This window comes from Aeromonas sp. s11, assembly GCF_040907945.1.
GTDB classification, from domain to species: Bacteria; Pseudomonadota; Gammaproteobacteria; order Enterobacterales; family Aeromonadaceae; genus Aeromonas; species Aeromonas veronii.
On the sequence record NZ_JBFOCU010000019.1, the window covers coordinates 93,674 to 112,982 of the forward strand.

Here is a 19,309-nt window from a genome sequence, read left to right on the forward strand (position 1 = left end):
GTATTCAGTCTAGAGAAGTATGACGCAGGGAACGGCGATCTCGCTCACACAGATGTAAACGATTACACTAATTTTGTTAAGTAAAGCGGAGTAAAAATGATTAAAAATAGGTAAAACAATAACTGTGCAAGAAATGGCCCCGAACAGGGCCGCAAAAGGGGGCTATCCGGCCCGAACCGGTGCCACCGAGTGGCGATTGATCAGGGTGGGGGTATAGATCCTGCTCTGGGTCGCGTCACTCTCCCCCGCCGCCAGCTGAATGGCCAGCTTGGCCGCCTGGGCCGCCATCAACTCGATGGGATAGCGCATGGTGGAGAGCTTGGGCCTCAGGTATCTGGCATAGATGATGTCATCGAAGCCCACCACCGAAACCTCCTCCGGCACTCGCAGGCCGTTGTCCGCCAGCACCGAGATGGCGCCCGCCGCCATGGCATCGTTATAGGCCACCACGGCGGTCACCTTGAGCCCCTTGGCCAACAGGTTGAGCATGGCGCGCTCGCCCCCCTCCTCGTTCGGGGTGCCACTCTCGATAAGCTCGGGATCGGCTGCCAGACCGGCTTCCATCAGCCCATCCTGATACCCCTGCAGACGCAAGGTGGCATCCTCGATGGCGTGATCCGAGCTGATAAAGGCGATATGGCGGTGACCCAGTTCGATCAGGTGGCGAGTCGCCGTAGCCGCCCCCAGCCGGTTGTTGAGAGCGATGCAGCGTCCCCTGAGGGCCGGAATATCGCGGTTGATCAGTACCATACCGGGCACCCGCATGGCGTAATCGTAAAGTTCCTCGTCGCTCAGCGCCTTGCTGTGCACCACCAGCGCCTCGCAACGCTTGCCGATCAGCAGCTCGATCGCTTCACGCTCCTGACGCGCCTTGTGAAAACCGTTACCCATCAGCAGGTGAAGGTTCTGCTCGACGGCCACGCCGGAGACCCCCTTCACCAGTGCACCGAAGAAGGGATCGGCTACATCACCGACCACCACCCCCATGGTGTCGCAAGTCTGGCTCACCAGTGCCCGCGCGTTGGCGTTGGGGGTGTAGCCCAGTTCGGCCATGGCCTTCTGCACCACTTCGCGAGACGCGGCACTGGCCTTGGGGGAGTTGTTCATCACCCGTGAAACCGTTGCCACCGACACATTGGCCAAACGGGCGACATCCTTGATGGTGCTCATGCTGTTTTCACTTCTTTCACTGTGCAATAGAGCGCCATTATACCCAGCAAACCCATTGAAAACAGGGGTGAAACGCATATCTGCCGTCAGGATGACCATAAAAACAGTGTAATCGTTTACACTATTTTGCAAGCAAGCTCACAGTTTGGTCGCCACACCCTCGGCTAGACTGCTTCCAGACACTTTTTCAGTGGAGAGCAAGATGAACGTTCTGGTCACCGGCGGTTGCGGATATATCGGCAGCCACACCTGTCTGGCCCTGCAAGCGGCAGACATGAATCCCGTGGTGGTCGACAACCTCGGCAACAGCAAGCGCAGCGTGCTGGCCCGAGTCGCCGCCATCAGCGGCCTGCAACCCTTGTTCTATCAAGGGGATATTCGCGATGGGGCTCTGCTGGACCGGATCTTCGCCGAGCAGCAGATCGACGCGGTGATCCACTTTGCCGCCCTCAAGGCGGTCGGTGAATCGACCCGCATTCCACTGGATTACTACGAGAACAACCTCGGCGGCACCCTCACCCTGCTGCAGGCGATGAAGCGGGCTGGCGTGCACAATCTGGTGTTCAGCTCTTCGGCCACCGTCTACGGCGATCCCGCCAGCCTGCCGATCCGCGAGGATTTCCCTCGCAGCGCCACCAACCCTTACGGGCGATCCAAGCTGATCATCGAGGAGATCCTCGAAGATCTGCAGCTGGCCGAACCCCACTGGAGCATGACCCTGCTGCGCTACTTCAATCCGGTCGGCGCCCACGAATCGGGCACCATGGGTGAAGACCCGCAAGGCATTCCCAACAATCTGATGCCCTACATCACTCAGGTCGCCATCGGCCGTCGCGACTGCCTGTCGGTCTTTGGAAACGATTACCCAACTGTTGATGGCACCGGCGTGCGCGACTACATCCACGTGATGGATCTCGCCGAGGGGCACGTCAAGGCGCTGCAACACTGTGCCGGCAAGGGTGGCGTGCACACCTACAACCTGGGCACCGGCGAGGGCCAGAGCGTGTTGCAGCTGGTCGCCGCTTTCTCTGCAGCCTGTGGCAAGCCGCTGCCATTTCGCATCGAACCGCGCCGCCCGGGCGACATCGCCGCCTGCTGGGCCGATCCGGCCAAGGCGCAGCGTGAACTGGGCTGGCAGGCGACCCGCAACATCGACGCCATGTGCGCCGACAGCTGGCGCTGGCAATCCGCCAATCCGAGCGGTTACGAGGAGTAGGCCTGCCTGCTCCCCGGTAATAAACGACTCTATTTTTCAATACCTTACTCAGGAGAGATGATGTTCAACCCCGTCGATCATCCCCATCGCCGCTTCAACCCGCTGACCGGCCAGTATGTGCTGGTCTCCCCCCACCGGGCCAAACGCCCCTGGCAGGGACAGGTGGAGAAGGTGAGTCAGGCCCCCAAACAGGCCCACGATCCCGACTGCTTCCTCTGCGCGGGCAACACCCGGGTCACTGGCGACATCAACCCCGACTACAAGGGCACTTTTGTCTTTACCAACGACTTCGCCGCTCTGATGCAGGATACTCCGGCCGCCGATAGCGCCAGCGATCCCCTGCTGAAACTGGAAGCCGCCCGCGGCACCAGCCGGGTCATCTGCTTCTCGCCGGACCACGGCAAAACCCTGCCCGAACTGCCGCTGCCCGCCATCGAGGGGGTGCTCACCACCTGGATGGATCAGGTCGCCGAGCTGTCGGCCCAGTGGGAGTGGGTGCAGGTCTTTGAAAACAAAGGGGCCGTTATGGGCTGCTCCAACCCGCACCCCCACGGCCAGATCTGGGGCAGCGACTTCCTGCCCAACGAAATCGCCCGTGAAGAGCAGCACCAGCGCGACTGGCTGGCCGAGCATGGCCGCCCCATGCTGTTGGAATATGTGGAGCGGGAGCTGGCGGATCGCTCGCGTATCGTGGTGGAGACCGAGCACTGGCTTGCCGTGGTTCCCTTCTGGGCCGCCTGGCCGTTCGAAACCCTGCTGCTGCCCAAAGCGCACGTCCCCTCCATGCTCAATATGACCCAGGCCCAGCAACAGGATCTGGCAGTGGCGCTCAAGGAGCTCACCAGCCGCTACGACAACCTGTTCGAGTGCAGCTTCCCCTACTCCATGGGCTGGCACTTTGCACCGCCCAAATCGGATTGCCCCGAGGCGTGGCAGTTGCATGCCCACTTCTATCCGCCACTGCTGCGCTCCGCCACCGTGCGCAAATTCATGGTCGGCTTCGAGATGCTGGCCGAAACCCAGCGCGACCTTACCCCCGAGCAGGCTGCCGAGCGGCTGCGTGCCCTGAGCCCCGTTCACTACAACCAGACCAGCCACACCAATGAGGAGGCCCTATGACTCCCAGCCAACGCGTCAGCACCGTTTTTGCCGAGCAATTTGCCAAAGCGCCCGATCTGCTGGTGCGCGCCCCCGGCCGCGTCAACCTCATCGGTGAACATACCGACTACAACGACGGCTTCGTGCTGCCCTGCGCCATCGACTACGAGACCTGCGTCGCCATTGGCCTGCGCAATGACAGGCAAGTGCAGGTGATCGCCGCCGACTACGACAACCAGCGCGACCAGTTCGACCTCGACCAGCCCATCGAGCACCACCCCAGCCAACGCTGGAGCGACTACATCCGCGGCGTGGTGAAATATCTGCAAGAGCGCGGCTATGCCCTGCACGGCCTCGATCTGGTGGTCTCCGGCAACGTACCGCAGGGAGCAGGCCTCTCCTCCTCCGCCTCGCTGGAAGTAGCCATCGGTCAGGCCTTCAAAGAGGCGCTGGGGCTCGACATCAGCCAGGCCGAGATCGCCCTCAACGGTCAGCAGGCGGAGAACAAGTTCGTCGGCTGCAACTGCGGCATCATGGATCAGATGATCTCCGCCAGCGGCAAAACGGATCATGCCCTGCTGCTCGACTGCCGCTCGCTGGAGACCCGTCTCATCCCCATGCCTGCGGATCTGGCGGTGCTGATCGTCAACTCCAATGTGCGTCGCGGTCTGGTGGACAGCGAATACAACACCCGCCGCCAGCAGTGCGAAGCGGCCGCCCGTCACTACGGAGTCAAGGCGCTGCGCGACCTCGACCTGACCGGACTGGAAGCGGGCAAGGCCGGGCTGGATGAGGCCTGCTATCGCCGTGCCCGCCACATCGTCGGTGAAAACGCCCGCACCCTGGCGGCGGCCGATGCACTGGCAAGCCACGATCTGACCCGCCTCGGCGAGCTGATGGCCGAATCGCACGCCGCCATGCGCGATGACTTCGAGATCACAGTGCCCGCCATCGACGGGCTGGTGGAGATCATCAAGGCTAAAATCGGCACCGATGGCGGCGTGCGGATGACTGGCGGCGGCTTCGGCGGCTGCGTGGTCGCCCTGCTGCGCCCGGAGAAAGTGGCCGAGGTGATTGCCGCCGTCGAGGCGGAGTATCCGGCCATCTCGGGCCTCAAGGCCGACTGCTACGTCTGCCGCGCCAGCGCCGGTGCAGGCAAGCTATGAGCAGCGCCATGACCCCGTTCGAGCTGGAAAATGAAGAGGGGCTGCGCCTGCGCGGCCTCGACTTCGGCGCCACCCTCACCTCCCTCACCCTGCCGGTGGCGGGCAAACGGCGTGAAGTGCTGCTGGGCTGTGCCGACGACGCCTATCCCACCCAGCAGGTGTGGCTGGGTGCGGTGGCAGGACGCTTTGCCAACCGCATCGGCGGTGCCGAGCTGGTGCGGGATGGCGAGCACTGGCCGCTGAATGCCAATCAGGCACCCAACTGTCTGCACGGCGGGCAGGCTGGCTTTCATCGCCAGCGCTGGCAAATCAAGGAGCGGGAAGCGGATCGTGTCAAGCTGGCGTTGCTCTCCCGGGCGGGGGATCAGGGCTTTCCCGGCAATCTTCGGGTCACCCTGGAGTACCGGCTGGAGCAGGGCGATCTGGTGGTGGATTTCATCGCCAGCACAGATGCCGCTACGCCGGTCAGCCTCACCAGCCACGCCTACTTCAATCTCGATGGGCAAACCGATGGCGGCGATATCCGTGACCACCTCATCAGCATCAATGCCGACCACTTCCTGCCGACCGACCCGAGCGGTTTGCCGATCACCATCACTCCGGTGGAGGGGCCATTCGATCTGCGCCAAGAGCGCCTTGTCGGGCAGGATTGGCTGAGTCATCCCCAGCAGCAACAAGCCAAGGGGTACGATCATGCCTTTGTGCTCAACGGCCCAACGCAAGTGTGGGCTGCTCGCGTGGTATCAGGGGACAGGCAGCTGGCGATGGAGGTCTACACCAACCAACCCTCGCTGCAGTTTTACACCGGCAACTGGCTGGCCAATACCCCGAACCGCAGCGGCCTGTCGCACCGGGATCACGACGGCTTCTGTCTTGAGGCGCAACAGCTGCCGGACAGCCCCAATCGCCCCGAGCTGGGCAACCCCTGGCTGATGCCGGGCGGGCGTTATCACCACCAAACCCGCTACCGTTTTATCCGCGACTGACTTAAAGGTTTCATGATTTTTACATAGCCTCGGCAGTCACTATCGAGCAAGATAAGCCGCCCCGAGACCCTCCCGGGGCGTTTTTACATCAACGAAGTTAAGGATTGTTTGTTCGATGACTGACACCTATAGCCTGCTGGTCGCCTTTATTCTGGGCGTCGTCGAGGGGCTGACCGAGTTCCTCCCCGTCTCCTCCACCGGCCACATGATTATCGTCGGCCATCTGCTGGGCTTTGAAGGGCCCAAGGCTGCCACCTTCGAAGTGGTGATCCAGCTTGGCTCCATCCTCGCCGTAGTCGCCGTCTTCTGGCGCCGCCTGTTTGGTCTGATTGGCATCCACTTTGGCCAGAAGCCGTCCCGGGATCACGCCACCCTATCGCTGATCCACGTCATCCTCGGCATGATGCCCGCCATTGTGGTCGGTCTGGCCATCCACAGCTGGATCAAGGCCAACCTGTTTGGTCCGCAGACCGTCATGTACGCGCTGGTCGCGGGGGGCATCCTGCTCATCATCGCCGAGAAGTTCCGCCCTGCAGTCACAGCCGAAACCCTGGATGACATCAGCTACAAGCAGGCGTTCGGCATCGGTCTGTTCCAATGTCTGGCCCTGTGGCCCGGCTTCTCCCGCTCCGGCGCCACCATCAGTGGTGGCATGCTGATGGGGATCAGTCGTCACGCCGCCGCCGAGTTCTCCTTCATCATGGCGGTGCCCATGATGGTGGCAGCCAGCGGGCTTGATCTCTACAAGAGCCGCGATTTCCTCTCGATGGCCGACTTCCCGATGTTTGCCGTGGGCTTTATCACCGCCTTCGTGGTGGCGATGTTTGCGATCAAGACCTTCCTGACATTGATCCGCCGCATCGACTTTATACCGTTCGCCATTTACCGCTTTATCGTGGCATTCGCCGTCTATCTGGTGTTTGTCGCCTGACCGGCAGCCAGCAATGAAATGAAAAAAGGGACCAATCTGGTCCCTTTTTCTATGGCGTCATGGTGCTCAGTAGAGGTGCTGGCTGATGCCGTTCAGCAGCCGCGACAGCCCCTTGGTGAACTGCACCGGCGCATCCTGCACGGTGTAGCAGAGGCAACCGTCCGGCGTATGCGGGCTGTGAGAGTGGCTGGCATCGCGCCAGATGAAATCTCCCGCCTTGTAAAGGGTATCGCCATCCTGAATATTGCCCGCCAGCAGCAAGGTCAGCTCATAGCCCTGATGGGTGTGCTCGGGGATGCGGCCGCCCGCTTCGATATGGAGCAGGCTGGCGCGTGCCCCCATCTCGTCCAGCGGCAGACTCTGCTGACGAATGGCCCCGATATGGCGCCACTTGGGCGAACGGTAGCGGGCCAGCACCCGTGGCAAACGGTAGGCGTGACCGGCAACCTCCAGCTCGCCGTGCTGCGTTCGGGGCTGGTCATGTGTTGGCTCGGAGAGGGGCTCTGCCAGCGGCTGCGCCAGAATATCCGCCAGCATGGCGTCGAATCCGGCGTCCAGTCCCGCTTCATCGCGGGAGTCCAGCTCGGGCTCTGCTGGCGAGGCAAGATATTGCTGCGCCAGCTCCTCTTCGAATGTCTTCAGTCGGGCAGCACAATCGGGGCAGAGTTCACAGTGGGCGGAGAGCCCCACCGCCAGCGGCAGAGGGAGCTCGTCGGCGGCGAAGGCGCGCAGCATAGGGTCGGTCGGATGGGCTTTAATCATGGCCTTGCTCCACTTGCTCTTTCAGTTTCTGTAACGCCAGCCGGAGGCGGGACTTGATGGTACCGAGCGGCACGCCGAGTCGCTCCGCCAACTCCTGCTGGGAGAACTCCTGCAGATAGATGCCGCGCACCACCTGCTGTTGCGGCTCCGGCAGGGTGCCCAGATAGTGGGCCATCTGACGGGTCAGCACCGCATCCTCACCGCCGCTCAGGTGCTCCTCCTCGGCCTGAAACTCCAGCACCGGCCACAGCTCCTCGGCACAGAGATCCTCCTTGCTGGCGCGACGACGGCGCAGCATGTCGAAGCACTGGTTGCGCATCACGGTGTAGATCCAGGTGGTCGGCGCCCCCTTCTCGGGGTGGTAGAGGCGCGCCTTTTGCCACACCAGCAGCATGGTCTCCTGCACCAGCTCCATGGCGTTGGCTTCGCTGCCGAGGTGGCGCAGGCCGTAGCTGCGAATACGCGGCGCAAAGTGTTGGAACAGGCGGGCAAAAGCAGCCTTGTCGGCCTGCTCTGCCACCCTGATCAGCAGAGATTTGAGGTCGCCATCCGGGTTATCCATCACGGGCGAAGTCCTGCGTATGGTCGAGTGTGGTTGGCCAGTATATGCCATTGCGCCATCCCTTTGGTGTGCTGTCGAACATGCTGTGGTGATGACTTGTACGACGCTGCGGCAGTGGCGGATCAGCGGGTCAGAAAAAATCAGTGACTGGCCACCAGTACCCCCTTGAGCAGGGCGATGGCGGGCTGATTGTCGGCAGCGGCCAGCAGCAGCTGCTTCTGTTCGGGGGGGATCGGCAGCACCTCCAGCCAGCGCTGGGCCACCCAGTTGCCATCGTCCCAGCAGGGGGCGGGATAGAGGGCGGCGTAGTCGGGATAGTCGGCAAACACCTCTCGCAATGCCTCGACCAGCGGTTGCTGATCGGGATGGAGCCGGCGGGGCGGCCAAGCCGTCAGCGGCGTCACCTCGCCGATACGCAGGCCATCCTGCTCCTGCCACAGATCCTCTATCTGCACCCGCTCCATCCCCTGCACTGTGATCCCCAGCATGCCGTCCGGCAGCCGGTCGAAATCGATGATGGTGACCCGGGTGGCGATGGGCAGCATGTTGCGCAAGGCGTCGGGCTGGCGAGGGTCCACCATGCAGAGGGCAAAGCCGGACTCCCCCGCCTCGGCGATCATCCGCTGGTATCTCGGTTCGAAGATCCTCAGCGGCATGATGCCGCCGGGCAGCAGGTGGGCAGATAGGGGAAACAGCGCCAGTCGCATCGCAAACTCCTCGGTTGGGAACCCCTGTTGATACGCCGGGCCAGAGGGAGGAGATCATTCCCGTCATCGGAAAGGAAAAACCCTTAACAATCAGGGGAAAATAGCCTGGACAAGCCGCTTCGATATGCAGTAGAAATGGATAAGCACCGTAATTTCCGCCCAATATTCTGGAATATGGCGCTAAACGCAGTGAAATATCCGCCCGACAGCGAGCGGCGGGTCATCCCTATAGTTTTCTCGGGCCGATGCGGGTAAAATTCACGCCCTTATATATCAGTCATTTTTCGACGCGCAACCTTGGTGGTCAGTTATGAAAGAGCATATTCATCATCTACTTGAACAAACGGTAGCCAATCTCAAGTCAGCAGGCGTCCTGCCGGCAGACCTGGAAGCCCGCGTGCAAGTAGACCGATGCAAGGAAAAAGCTCACGGCGACCTGGCTACCAACCTGGCCATGCTGCTGGCCAAACCAGCCCGCAAGAATCCCCGTGAGCTGGCGGCTGCCATCATCGAGCACCTGCCTGCCTCCGACCTGATCGCCAAGGTCGAGATCGCCGGCCCCGGCTTCATCAACTTCTTCTTCGACCAGCGCTGGCTGGCCGGTCAGGTCGAAGCCATGGTGACCTCTGCCAACGCCAACGTACGGTTGCCCGCGCCACAAACCGTGGTGGTGGACTACTCCGCCCCTAACGTGGCCAAAGAGATGGCGGTGCACCACATCCGTTCCACCGTACTCGGTGACGTAGCTGCGCGCGCGCTGGAATTCCTCGGCCACAAAGTGATCCGTGCCAACCACATCGGCGACTGGGGCACCCAGTTCGGCATGCTGATCGCCTACCTGGAGAAGATGTCCAACGAACACGCCAGCGACATGGCACTCAAGGATCTGGAAGCCTTCTACACCCAGGCCAAGCGTTGCTACGACGAAGACGAAGCCTTCGCCGAGCGTGCCCGTAACTACGTGGTCAAGCTGCAGGGCGGCGACGAGTACTGCCGTACCATGTGGAAGAAGCTGGTCGACATGACCATGGAACAGAACCAGATCAACTATGACCGCCTGAATGTCTCCCTGACCAACAAGGACATCATGGGCGAGTCCATGTACAACGACATGCTGCCGGAGATCGTGGCCGACCTGAAAGCCAAGGGGCTGGCGGTCGAGAGCGAAGGCGCTACCGTTGTCTTCCTGGACGAGTTCAAGAACAAGGATGGCGAGGCCATGGGCGTCATCATCCAGAAGAGCGATGGCGGTTTCCTCTACACCACCACCGACATCGCCTGTGCCAAATACCGTTATGAAACTCTGGGCGCCGACCGTGTCATGTACTTCATCGACTCCCGTCAGCACCAGCACCTGATGCAGGCCTGGACCATCACCCGCAAGGCGGGTTATGTGCCGGAATCCGTGCCGCTCGAGCACCACGCCTTCGGCATGATGCTGGGCAAGGATGGTCGTCCCTACAAGACCCGTTCCGGTGGCACCGTCAAGCTGGTTGACCTGCTGAACGAGGCCGAAGAGCGCGCCGCCGCCCTGCTGGAGAGCCGCAACAGCGACCTCTCTGCCGAAGAGAAGGCCAACGTGGTCAACGCCATCGCCATGGGCGCGGTCAAGTATGCGGATCTCTCCAAGAACCGCACTACCGACTACATCTTCGACTGGGATCTGATGCTGTCGTTTGAAGGCAACACTGCCCCTTACCTGCAGTACGCCTACACCCGTATCCAGTCCATCTTCCGCAAGACCAACATCGATGCCGAGACGCTGACCGGTAACGTGACCCTGAACGAAGAGGCCGAAGAGGTGCTGGCCCAGAAGCTGATCCAGTTCTCCGACGCGGTCAACGGCGTGGCCGACAAAGGTATGCCGCACCTGCTCTGTACCTACCTGTACGAGTTGTCCGGCAACTTCATGACCTTCTATGAAGCCTGCCCGATCAACAAGGATGGCGTGGACGAGGCAACCCGTCAGAGCCGTCTGCTGCTGTGCGCCGCCACCGCCAAGGTGCTGAAACTGGGCCTCGGCGTACTGGGCATCCATACCCTGGAGCGCATGTAATAGATGGCAACCCGGGATTATGTCGGCAGCCGCCCGCGACGTCGGGCGGGTGGCCGCAATACCAAGAAAGCGGCCCCTCGCCGCTTTCCTGTTATTCCAGTGCTGCTGGTCGTGGCACTGCTGGCAGGCTTTGGTGGCTTCCTTTACATGATCAATGGCAAGGGCAACGACGCCCCCACCATCGAGGAGCAGGTAAAGGCCAACAAGCCAAAAGCGCAGAATAACGGGCTGCCTCAGGAGAAGTGGAGCTACATCGAACGGCTTGAGAACAAGCAGGTCGATATCATAGAGCCGCCGACCCAGCCAGGTGTGCTGCCGCCACCACCGGCAGATACCATGACCCTGCAACCGGAAAAACTGCCGCAGCCGGTGCCGACCGACATTCCCCAACCGGGAACACCTATCGGCCAGCCCAAGCCCTATCAGCCCAATCCGGCGACCACCCCTTCCACCTCCGGTGCACCGGTTGCCAGCGCGCAAGAGCAGGTGATCGACCGCAAGGCAGAACGGGAACGGATGGAGCGAGAGATCCGTGCCGAGCTGGAACGGGAGCGCGCCGAAGCGGCCAAGGCCAAAGCGGCGACCCCGCCAGCCCAGACCGCAGCCGCCGACAGCGGTCGCTACATGATGCAGTGCGCCGCCCTGCGCTCGCAGGATTCCGCAGAGTCGCTCAAGGCGCGTATCGCCTTCACCGCCGGCCTCTCTTCCAGCCTGCAGGTGATCAATGGCGCCAACGGCACCGTCTACAAGGTGATGGTGGGCCCCTTCAACGGCAAGGCGGCCGCCGACGCGGCCAACAGCAAGCTGCAGAGCTCCGGCATCAGCGGCTGCATTCCCAAGAAGGGTTAGCATACTGTCACCAGCAGGAGAACCAGAGCATGACAAATTCGAAACAGCCACCAAATGGCCTTCCGGTTTACCGCTTAATTACTGGGCCTGATGACGCGACATTTTGTTTTCGTGTCAGCGAGGCACTAGCTCAAGGCTACACGCTGTATGGTTCTCCCTCGGCGACGTTCAATGGCCAAACTGTGATCGTGTGCCAAGCGGTAGTCTGGTCTGAAACAAAATAATGCGGATAGTTTGCAGCTGGGCCGGGTGGCAACACCCGGCCCTGTTCTTTTGGTGTCACTCGCACCCACGCTCTTTATTACCCCGTTTATCCCGACCAAAGGCAGGGTTGAAAAGCCCGTTTGCCATCCCCATCTTTCTTGCCATGCACAGTCAGGCCGTCATTCGGCTCAAGCGAGGTAAGTAAAGTGACTACCATAGTTTCAGTTCGCCGCAACGGTCAGGTCGTCATCGGTGGCGATGGCCAGGTCTCTCTTGGCAACACCGTCATGAAGGGCAACGCCCGCAAGGTTCATCGTCTCTACAACGGCAAGGTGCTGGCCGGTTTCGCTGGCGGTACCGCCGACGCCTTCACCCTGCTCGAGCGTTTCGAAGCAAAACTGCAGGCCCATCAGGGTAATCTGGAGCGCGCCGCCGTGGCGCTGGCCAAAGATTGGCGCACTGATCGCGCCCTGCGCCGTCTCGAAGCGCTGCTGGCCGTGGCCGACGAACACAAATCCTTCATCATCACCGGCAACGGTGACGTGGTGCAGCCGGAGCACGATCTCATAGCCATCGGCAGCGGCGGCAACTTCGCCCAGTCCGCCGCCATCGCGCTGCTGGAAAACACCGAGCTGGATGCCAGGACCATTGTCGAGAAGTCCCTCAAGATTGCGGGCGACATCTGCGTATTCACCAACGGCAACCACACCATCGAAGTGCTGGACTACGCTGCCAAGTAAGGCCGCCAGCCAAACCCTATTTCCCAAGGGGCGGGCACTGCCCGCCCCGGATACAGGAACACCATCATGTCCGAGATGACCCCGAGAGAAATCGTCCACGAGCTGGACAGACACATCATTGGTCAGGCCGATGCCAAGCGCGCCGTTGCCGTTGCCCTGCGCAATCGCTGGCGCCGGATGCAGCTCAACGAAGAGATGCGCCATGAAGTGACCCCGAAAAACATCCTGATGATCGGCCCGACCGGTGTCGGCAAGACCGAGATCGCCCGTCGTCTGGCCAAGCTGGCCAACGCCCCCTTCATCAAGGTGGAAGCGACCAAGTTCACCGAAGTGGGCTATGTCGGCAAGGAAGTAGACAGCATCATCCGCGATCTGACCGATGCCGCCATCAAGCTGGTGCGCGAAACCGAGATGGAGAAGATGAAATATCGCGCCGAGGAAGCCGCCGAAGAGCGCATCCTCGACGCCCTGCTGCCCAACCCGCGCAACACCTGGGGTGAGGAAGAGAAAGCCGACAACTCCAACACCCGTCAGATCTTCCGCAAGAAACTGCGCGAAGGTCAGCTGGATGACAAGGAGATCGAGCTGGAGCTCTCCGCCTCCCCGATGGGCGTCGAAATCATGACCCCGCCGGGCATGGAAGAGATGGCCAACCAGCTGCAGGGGCTGTTCCAGAACCTGGGCCAGAACCAGAAGAAGAAGCGCAAGATCAAGGTCAAAGAAGCCATGAAGGCGCTGATCGAAGAGGAAGCGGCCCGTCTGGTCAATCCGGAAGAGCTGAAGCAGAAAGCGATCGCTGCGGTCGAGAACAACGGCATCGTCTTCCTCGACGAGATCGACAAGATCTGCAAGCGTGGTGAGAGCTCGGGCCCCGATGTCTCCCGTGAAGGGGTACAGCGCGACCTGCTGCCGCTGGTTGAAGGTTGCACCGTCAACACCAAGCACGGCATGGTCAAGACCGACCATATCCTGTTTGTCGCCTCCGGCGCCTTCCAGATCGCCAAGCCGTCCGACCTCATCCCCGAGTTGCAGGGCCGTCTGCCGATCCGGGTCGAGCTGACCGCCCTGACCACCGATGACTTCGAGCGCATCCTGACCGAACCGAACGCCTCGCTGACCGATCAGTACAAGGCGCTGATGGCCACCGAAGGGGTCAACATCGAGTTCACCAAGGATGGCATCCGCCGTCTGGCCGAAGCGGCCTGGCAGGTCAACGAGCGTACCGAGAACATCGGTGCCCGTCGTCTGCACACCGTGATGGAGCGCCTGATGGAAGATATCTCCTATGACGCCTCCGAGAAGTCCGGCGAGACCTTTGTCATCGACACCGACTACGTCAACGCCCATCTCGGTGCGCTTGTCGAGGATGAGGATCTGAGCCGCTTTATTCTGTAAGCGCAGTTCTGTTTGTAAAAAAACGCCTCCAGAAATGGGGGCGTTTTGCATTTTAAGACCCAGCGCCCTCCTCTCTATATCCCACTCGCACCCAGCAGCAAGACACTCAACTGGTATACCTATTTTTGTATATCTTTGAATTTTATCGAATTACCCCTGACGAGATATATAAATAGACACTTGATTTGCATCAATTGCCCGCCCCGACTGACTGGGTAGCCTAGCCCCAGAATGATGTTTTATTACTCCAAACTAGAGGCAATCATGAGCAAAGTCAGACTGGTCGTTGTGGGCAACGGCATGGTGGGGCACCGCTTCATCGAAGAGTTGATCGAGCGGGCCGAGCCGGGCCGCTACGAGATCACCGTCTTCGGTGCAGAACCCCGTCCCGCCTACGATCGCGTCCATCTCTCCTCCTACTTCTCCCATCACACCAGCGAAGATCTCTCCCTCGTCAAACCCGGCTTCTACGACAAGCACGGCATCCGCCTGCTGCTCGGCGAAGCGGTGAAAAAAATCGACAGGGCCAACCGCGAAGTGCACTCCAACAAGGGCACTGTGGTCGGGTACGACAAGCTGGTGCTGGCCACCGGCTCCTACCCCTGGGTGCCGCCCATTGCGGGCAGTCAGCACCACGAGTGCTTCGTCTATCGCACAATCGAGGATCTGAAAGCCATCCGCAGCGCCGCCAAGAGCGGCAAGAGCGGGGTGGTGATCGGGGGCGGTCTGCTTGGCCTTGAAGCGGCAGGTGCCCTCAAGGCACTGGGTCTCGAGACCCACGTGGTGGAGTTTGCTCCTGTGCTGATGGCCGAGCAGCTCGACGGTCAGGGTGGCCAGCTGCTGCGCCGCAAGATTGAATCCATGGGCGTGCAGGTACACACCAGCAAGAGCACCAGCGAGATCCTGATGCATGGCGGTGAGCAGGCGAAGCACCGCCTCGCCTTTGCCGACGGCAGCCAGCTGGAAGTAGACGTAGTGGTCTTCTCCACCGGCATTCGCCCGCAAGATACCCTGGGCCGCTACGGTGATCTCGTCATCGCTGAGCGCGGCGGTATCGTCATCGACGATCACTGCCTCACCTCCGACCCCGACATCTATGCCATCGGCGAGTGCGCCGCCTGGCAGGGCCGCTTCTTCGGGCTGGTGGCGCCGGGCTACAAGATGGCCCAGATCACCGTCGACCACCTGCTCGGCGGCGACAGCCGTTTCGAGGGGGCGGACATGAGCGCCAAGCTCAAGCTGCTCGGCGTCTCCGTCGGCTCCATCGGTGATGCCCATGGTCGTACCCCGGGCAGCCACAGCTATGTGTTTCAGGACGATCAAGCCGGCGTCTACAAGAAGATCGTGGTGAGCGAAGACAACAGCCGATTGCTCGGCGCCGTGCTGGTGGGTGACGTGGAAGATTACGGCAACCTGCTGCAGATGATGCTCAACGCCCTGCCGCTACCGAGCCACCCGGACACCCTGATCCTGCCCGCCTACGCCGGTGCCAAGCCGACGCTGGGGGTGGATGCCCTGCCGGAAAGCGCCCAGATCTGCTCCTGCTTCGACGTCTCCAAGGGCGACATCGCCAAGGCGGTGGCCGAGGGTCACACCACCCTTGCCGCCATCAAGCAGCAGACCAAGGCCGGTACCGGCTGCGGCGGCTGCGTGCCGCTCATCAGTCAGGTGCTCAACGCCGAGCTGGTTAAGCAGGGCATCGAGGTCAACAACCACCTCTGCGCCCACTTCCCCCACTCCCGTCAGGAGCTGTTCCATCTGGTCAAGGTGGAGGGGATCAAGAGCTTCGACGAGCTGCTGGCCAAGCACGGTCAGGGCTATGGCTGCGAGGTGTGCAAACCGACCGTCGGCTCCATCCTCGCCTCCTGCTGGAACGAGCATGTGCTGAGCCCGCGCAACATCCCGCTGCAGGACACCAACGACATCTTCCTCGGCAACATGCAGAAGGACGGCAGCTACTCCGTCATCCCGCGCATGGCCGGTGGCGAAGTGACTCCGGAAGGGCTGCTGGCGGTGGCCGAAGTGGCCCGCGACTACAAGCTCTACACCAAGATCACCGGCGCCCAGCGCATCGGCCTGTTCGGGGCCCAGAAGGATGATCTGCCGGCCATCTGGCGCAAGCTGCTGGCGGCCGGATTCGAGACCGGTCAGGCCTACGCCAAGGCGCTGCGCATGGCCAAGACCTGCGTCGGCAGCACCTGGTGCCGCTTCGGCGTGCAGGACAGCGTTGGCCTCGGGGTCTTCCTCGAGAACCGCTACAAGGGGATTCGCACCCCGCACAAGATGAAGTTCGGCGTCTCCGGCTGTACCCGCGAATGTGCGGAAGCGCAGGGCAAGGATGTCGGCATCATCGCCACCGATGCGGGTTGGAACCTCTATGTGGGCGGCAACGGCGGCATGAAACCGCGCCATGCCGACCTGCTGGCGTCTGACCTCGACCGCGAGACCCTCATCAAGCTGATCGACCGCTTTATGATGTTCTACGTCACCAGCGCCGACAAACTGCAGCGCACCTCGGTCTGGCTCGGCAATCTGGAAGGGGGCGTCGACTACCTGCGCGAGGTGATCGTCGACGACAAGCTGGGACTGGCCGACACGCTGGAGCGCGATATCCAGACTCTCATCGACAGCTACGAGTGCGAATGGTCGCGCACCCTCAACGAAGAGGAGGCGCTCAAGCGCTTCAGCCACTTCATCAACAGCGACAAGCGCGATCCGGACGTTCAGTTCGTTGCCGAGCGCGACCAGCACCGACCGGCGACCCCGGCCGAGCGCATCCCCGTCTACCAGATCGAGGTGGAAACCAAATGATGAAATTAGCCTGCCAACTCAACGATATCCTGCCGGGAACCGGTGTCTGCGCTCTGATCGAGGGGCGCCAGATCGCCCTGTTTCGCCCGAACGCGGCGGCCGAGGTGTTCGCCATCGACAACCGGGACCCCTTCTTCGCCGCCAACGTGCTGTCGCGGGGCCTGATCTGCGAACACGACGGCGAACTCTGGGTCGCCAGCCCGCTCAAGAAGCAGCGCTTTCGCCTGAGCGATGGCCACTGTTTCGACAATCCTGCGATGTCGGTGCAGAGCTATCCCGTTGAAGTGCGCGACCAGCAGGTCTGGGTCGCCGTCTAAAGCCGATTTCACTCTCTTTCGGGCTGCCTGAGGGCAGCCCTTTCAAGGACTCACAAGATGTACACGGAAACCATCAACAAGTGCGCCGCCAACGCGGCACGCATCAACCGCTTCGAGCGCAGCGACAAGCTCGGCTTCTGGCTCAGCTCCGCCATGGCGGGGGCCTATGTGGGCCTCGGCATCATCCTCATCTTCACCCTCGGCAATCTGGTGGATCCCGCCATCCGGCCGCTGGTGATGGGGGCCACCTTCGGCATCGCCCTGACCCTGGTGATCATCGCTGGCTCCGAGCTCTACACTGGCCACACCATGTTCCTCACCTTCGGGGTGAAGGCGGGCAAGATCACCATGGCCGACCTGCTGCGTATCCTGCCGCAGACCTGGGCGGGCAACCTGATTGGCTCCATCGTGGTGGCGCTGATCTACTCCTACGGCGGCAGCCTGCTGCCGGACGCAGGCAGTCTGGCCCACAAGGTGGCGCTGGCCAAGACCCAGGCACCGGCGCTGACCCTGTTTATGAAGGGGATCCTCTGCAACTGGCTGGTCTGCCTCGCCATCTGGATGGCACTGCGCACCGAAGGGGCCGCCCGCTTCATCGCCATCTGGTGGTGCCTGCTGGCCTTTATCGCCTCCGGCTACGAGCACTCCATCGCCAACATGACCCTGTTCGCCCTCTCCTGGTTCGGTGCCCATTCCGAGGCCTACACCCTGGGCGGCATCGGCCACAACCTGCTGTGGGTGACCTTGGGCAACACCGTCTCCGGCGCCCTCTTCATGGGCCTCGGCTACTGGTATGCCACCCCCAAGGCTGAGCGCCCGGTCGCGATGAGCGAGACCACCAGCACCGCCAGCCAGACCCAAACCGCCTGATCAGGAGGCCCCATGGACTACTTGCCCATCTTTTGCCGACTCGACAACAAACCCGTGCTGCTGGTCGGCGGCGGCGAGGTAGCGGAGCGCAAGGCGCGCCTGCTGCTGGATGCCGGTGCCCAGCTCACAGTAGTCGCGCCCGAGCTCGACCCCGAGCTGGCGGAACTGGCTGCCAACGGGAGCATCGAGTGGCTGGCCGGTGAATTTGTGCCGCAGCAACTGGCGGGCAAGTGGCTGGTGGTGGCGGCCACCGATCGGCGCGAGGTGAATGCGCTGGTTTACCAGAGCGCCAATCAGGCGCGGATCTTTGCCAACGTGGTAGATGACCCGAAACGCTCCAGCTTCATCATGCCGTCGATCATCGATCGCTCGCCGCTGATGGTGGCCATCTCCTCCGGCGGCAAGGCGCCTGTGCTGGCCCGCTTGCTGCGGGAAAAACTGGAAGCCCTGCTGCCGCAACATCTGGGGGCCGTGGCGACCTTTGCCGGCAGCCTGCGGGAGCGGGTCAAGGCCCGCTTCGCCACCATGGGAGAGCGGCGCCGCTTCTGGGAGCGGCTGCTCGGGGCGGACCGACTCGGTCAGGCGCTGGCGCGGGGCGATAGCGCCTCTGCCAACCAGCTGGCCGACAACCTGTTTGCCGACGAGAGCCAGAGCGCTGGCGAGGTGGTGCTGGTGGGAGCCGGTCCCGGTGATCCGGGTCTGCTCACCCTGAACGCCCTGCGCCAGATGCAGCAGGCCGACGTGGTGGTCTATGACCGGCTGGTCTCCGACGAGGTGATGGCGCTGGTGCGCCGGGATGCCAAGCGGATCTTCGTCGGCAAGCAGGCGGGCAACCACTGCGTGCCGCAGGAGGGGATCAACCAGCTCTTGCTGGAGGAGGCGAAAAAGGGCCAGCGGGTGGTGCGGCTCAAGGGGGGCGACCCCTTTATCTTCGGCCGTGGCGGCGAGGAGCTGGAGACGCTGGTCGGCAGCGGCATCGGTTTTCAGGTGGTGCCCGGCATCACCGCAGCCAGCGGCTGCGCCGCCTACGCCGGCATTCCGCTGACTCACCGCGATCACGCCCAGAGCGTGCGCTTCGTCACCGCCCACGGCAAGGGGGGCGCCCGGGATCTCGACTGGCCGCTGCTGGCCAAAGATCGGCAGACGCTGGTGTTCTATATGGGGCTCTCATCCTGCGCCACCATCCGCGAGCAGCTGCTGGCCCACGGCAAGGCGGGCAACACCCCGGTGGCGCTGATCGAGCGCGGCACCCAGCCCTGCCAGCGGGTCATTCGTGGCACCCTTGATGAGCTGCCCGCGCTGGCGGTGGGGGTCGAGAGTCCTGCCCTCATCATGGTGGGCTCGGTGGTGACGCTGGCCGACCGGCTCGCCTGGTTTGGCAAAGTCCCGCAGCGCCAGCCAGCACTCGCCTGAGGGATCATCGGCAATTCACCATGAGGCCACCAGCAGGTGGCCTCACTTTTACCTCC

The 19,309-nt window shown here is 62.2% G+C and carries 18 protein-coding genes; 14 read left to right on the forward strand and 4 right to left on the reverse strand.

Annotation, left to right across the window (positions count from 1 at the left end; all coding sequences use genetic code 11):
- Positions 1–162: 162 nt before the first annotated feature.
- Positions 163–1,170 (reverse strand): substrate-binding domain-containing protein, encoded by a 1,008-nt coding sequence (locus tag AB5Y84_RS04250; RefSeq protein WP_042081762.1) that lies wholly within the window; start codon positions 1,168–1,170, stop codon positions 163–165.
- 202 nt (positions 1,171–1,372) lie between these two features.
- Between AB5Y84_RS04250 and galE the strand changes: the two genes are divergently transcribed.
- From galE to bacA, 5 genes are all read left to right on the forward strand, one after another.
- Complete coding sequence (galE, locus tag AB5Y84_RS04255; RefSeq protein ID WP_368176434.1) at positions 1,373–2,386, forward strand: UDP-glucose 4-epimerase GalE; 1,014 nt, start codon at positions 1,373–1,375, stop codon at positions 2,384–2,386.
- A 60-nt stretch (positions 2,387–2,446) separates the two neighbouring features.
- Complete coding sequence (locus AB5Y84_RS04260) at positions 2,447–3,505, forward strand: UDP-glucose--hexose-1-phosphate uridylyltransferase (RefSeq protein WP_368176435.1); 1,059 nt, start codon at positions 2,447–2,449, stop codon at positions 3,503–3,505.
- Positions 3,502–4,650, forward strand: coding sequence for a galactokinase (gene galK / locus AB5Y84_RS04265; protein ID WP_368176436.1), 1,149 nt, complete (start codon positions 3,502–3,504; stop codon positions 4,648–4,650). The genes AB5Y84_RS04260 and galK overlap by 4 nt, the downstream gene beginning before the upstream one ends.
- Positions 4,647–5,636, forward strand: a complete 990-nt coding sequence (gene galM, locus AB5Y84_RS04270) for a galactose-1-epimerase (protein WP_368176437.1) — start codon at positions 4,647–4,649, stop codon at positions 5,634–5,636. The genes galK and galM overlap by 4 nt, the downstream gene beginning before the upstream one ends.
- Positions 5,637–5,751: 115 nt before the next feature.
- Entirely contained in the window at positions 5,752–6,567 is an 816-nt protein-coding gene (bacA, locus tag AB5Y84_RS04275; RefSeq protein ID WP_021230740.1) for an undecaprenyl-diphosphate phosphatase, read from the forward strand.
- A 66-nt stretch (positions 6,568–6,633) separates the two neighbouring features.
- On the opposite strand, the gene AB5Y84_RS04280 is transcribed toward bacA, so the two are convergent.
- The 3 genes from AB5Y84_RS04280 to AB5Y84_RS04290 form a co-directional block, all read right to left on the reverse strand.
- Entirely contained in the window at positions 6,634–7,329 is a 696-nt protein-coding gene (locus AB5Y84_RS04280; RefSeq protein WP_368176438.1) for a ChrR family anti-sigma-E factor, read from the reverse strand.
- Positions 7,322–7,891, reverse strand: a complete 570-nt coding sequence (locus AB5Y84_RS04285) for a sigma-70 family RNA polymerase sigma factor (protein ID WP_005355542.1) — start codon at positions 7,889–7,891, stop codon at positions 7,322–7,324. Before AB5Y84_RS04285 ends, AB5Y84_RS04280 begins: the two co-directional genes overlap by 8 nt.
- 140 nt (positions 7,892–8,031) lie before the next feature.
- The gene (locus AB5Y84_RS04290) at positions 8,032–8,598 is read right to left on the reverse strand and encodes an LON peptidase substrate-binding domain-containing protein (protein WP_100652269.1); all 567 of its coding nucleotides are present in this window, start codon (positions 8,596–8,598) and stop codon (positions 8,032–8,034) included.
- Between the two features lie 310 nt (positions 8,599–8,908).
- Between AB5Y84_RS04290 and argS the strand changes: the two genes are divergently transcribed.
- The 9 genes from argS to cysG all read left to right on the forward strand — a co-directional run bounded on the left by argS (position 8,909) and on the right by cysG (position 19,253).
- A complete protein-coding gene (argS, locus tag AB5Y84_RS04295; protein ID WP_368176439.1) occupies positions 8,909–10,654 on the forward strand; it encodes an arginine--tRNA ligase in 1,746 nt (581 codons plus the stop codon).
- A gap of 3 nt (positions 10,655–10,657) precedes the next feature.
- A complete protein-coding gene (locus tag AB5Y84_RS04300) occupies positions 10,658–11,503 on the forward strand; it encodes an SPOR domain-containing protein (protein WP_005340771.1) in 846 nt (281 codons plus the stop codon).
- A gap of 29 nt (positions 11,504–11,532) precedes the next feature.
- Positions 11,533–11,727, forward strand: a complete 195-nt coding sequence (locus tag AB5Y84_RS04305; RefSeq protein ID WP_083243790.1) for a DUF1737 domain-containing protein — start codon at positions 11,533–11,535, stop codon at positions 11,725–11,727.
- A 186-nt stretch (positions 11,728–11,913) separates the two neighbouring features.
- Positions 11,914–12,447, forward strand: coding sequence for an ATP-dependent protease subunit HslV (gene hslV / locus AB5Y84_RS04310; RefSeq protein ID WP_005342555.1), 534 nt, complete (start codon positions 11,914–11,916; stop codon positions 12,445–12,447).
- Between the two features lie 66 nt (positions 12,448–12,513).
- On the forward strand, positions 12,514–13,842 hold the full coding sequence (hslU, locus tag AB5Y84_RS04315) for an HslU--HslV peptidase ATPase subunit (protein WP_005340773.1): 1,329 nt from the start codon (positions 12,514–12,516) through the stop codon (positions 13,840–13,842).
- A gap of 264 nt (positions 13,843–14,106) precedes the next feature.
- Positions 14,107–16,653, forward strand: a complete 2,547-nt coding sequence (gene nirB / locus AB5Y84_RS04320) for a nitrite reductase large subunit NirB (RefSeq protein ID WP_199765762.1) — start codon at positions 14,107–14,109, stop codon at positions 16,651–16,653.
- Complete coding sequence (gene nirD / locus AB5Y84_RS04325; protein WP_042079916.1) at positions 16,653–16,970, forward strand: nitrite reductase small subunit NirD; 318 nt, start codon at positions 16,653–16,655, stop codon at positions 16,968–16,970. The genes nirB and nirD overlap by 1 nt, the downstream gene beginning before the upstream one ends.
- Before the next feature lie 57 nt (positions 16,971–17,027).
- Positions 17,028–17,840 (forward strand): nitrite transporter NirC, encoded by an 813-nt coding sequence (gene nirC, locus AB5Y84_RS04330; RefSeq protein WP_100644790.1) that lies wholly within the window; start codon positions 17,028–17,030, stop codon positions 17,838–17,840.
- A gap of 12 nt (positions 17,841–17,852) precedes the next feature.
- Positions 17,853–19,253 (forward strand): siroheme synthase CysG, encoded by a 1,401-nt coding sequence (gene cysG, locus AB5Y84_RS04335; RefSeq protein ID WP_368176440.1) that lies wholly within the window; start codon positions 17,853–17,855, stop codon positions 19,251–19,253.
- Positions 19,254–19,309 lie beyond the last annotated feature (56 nt).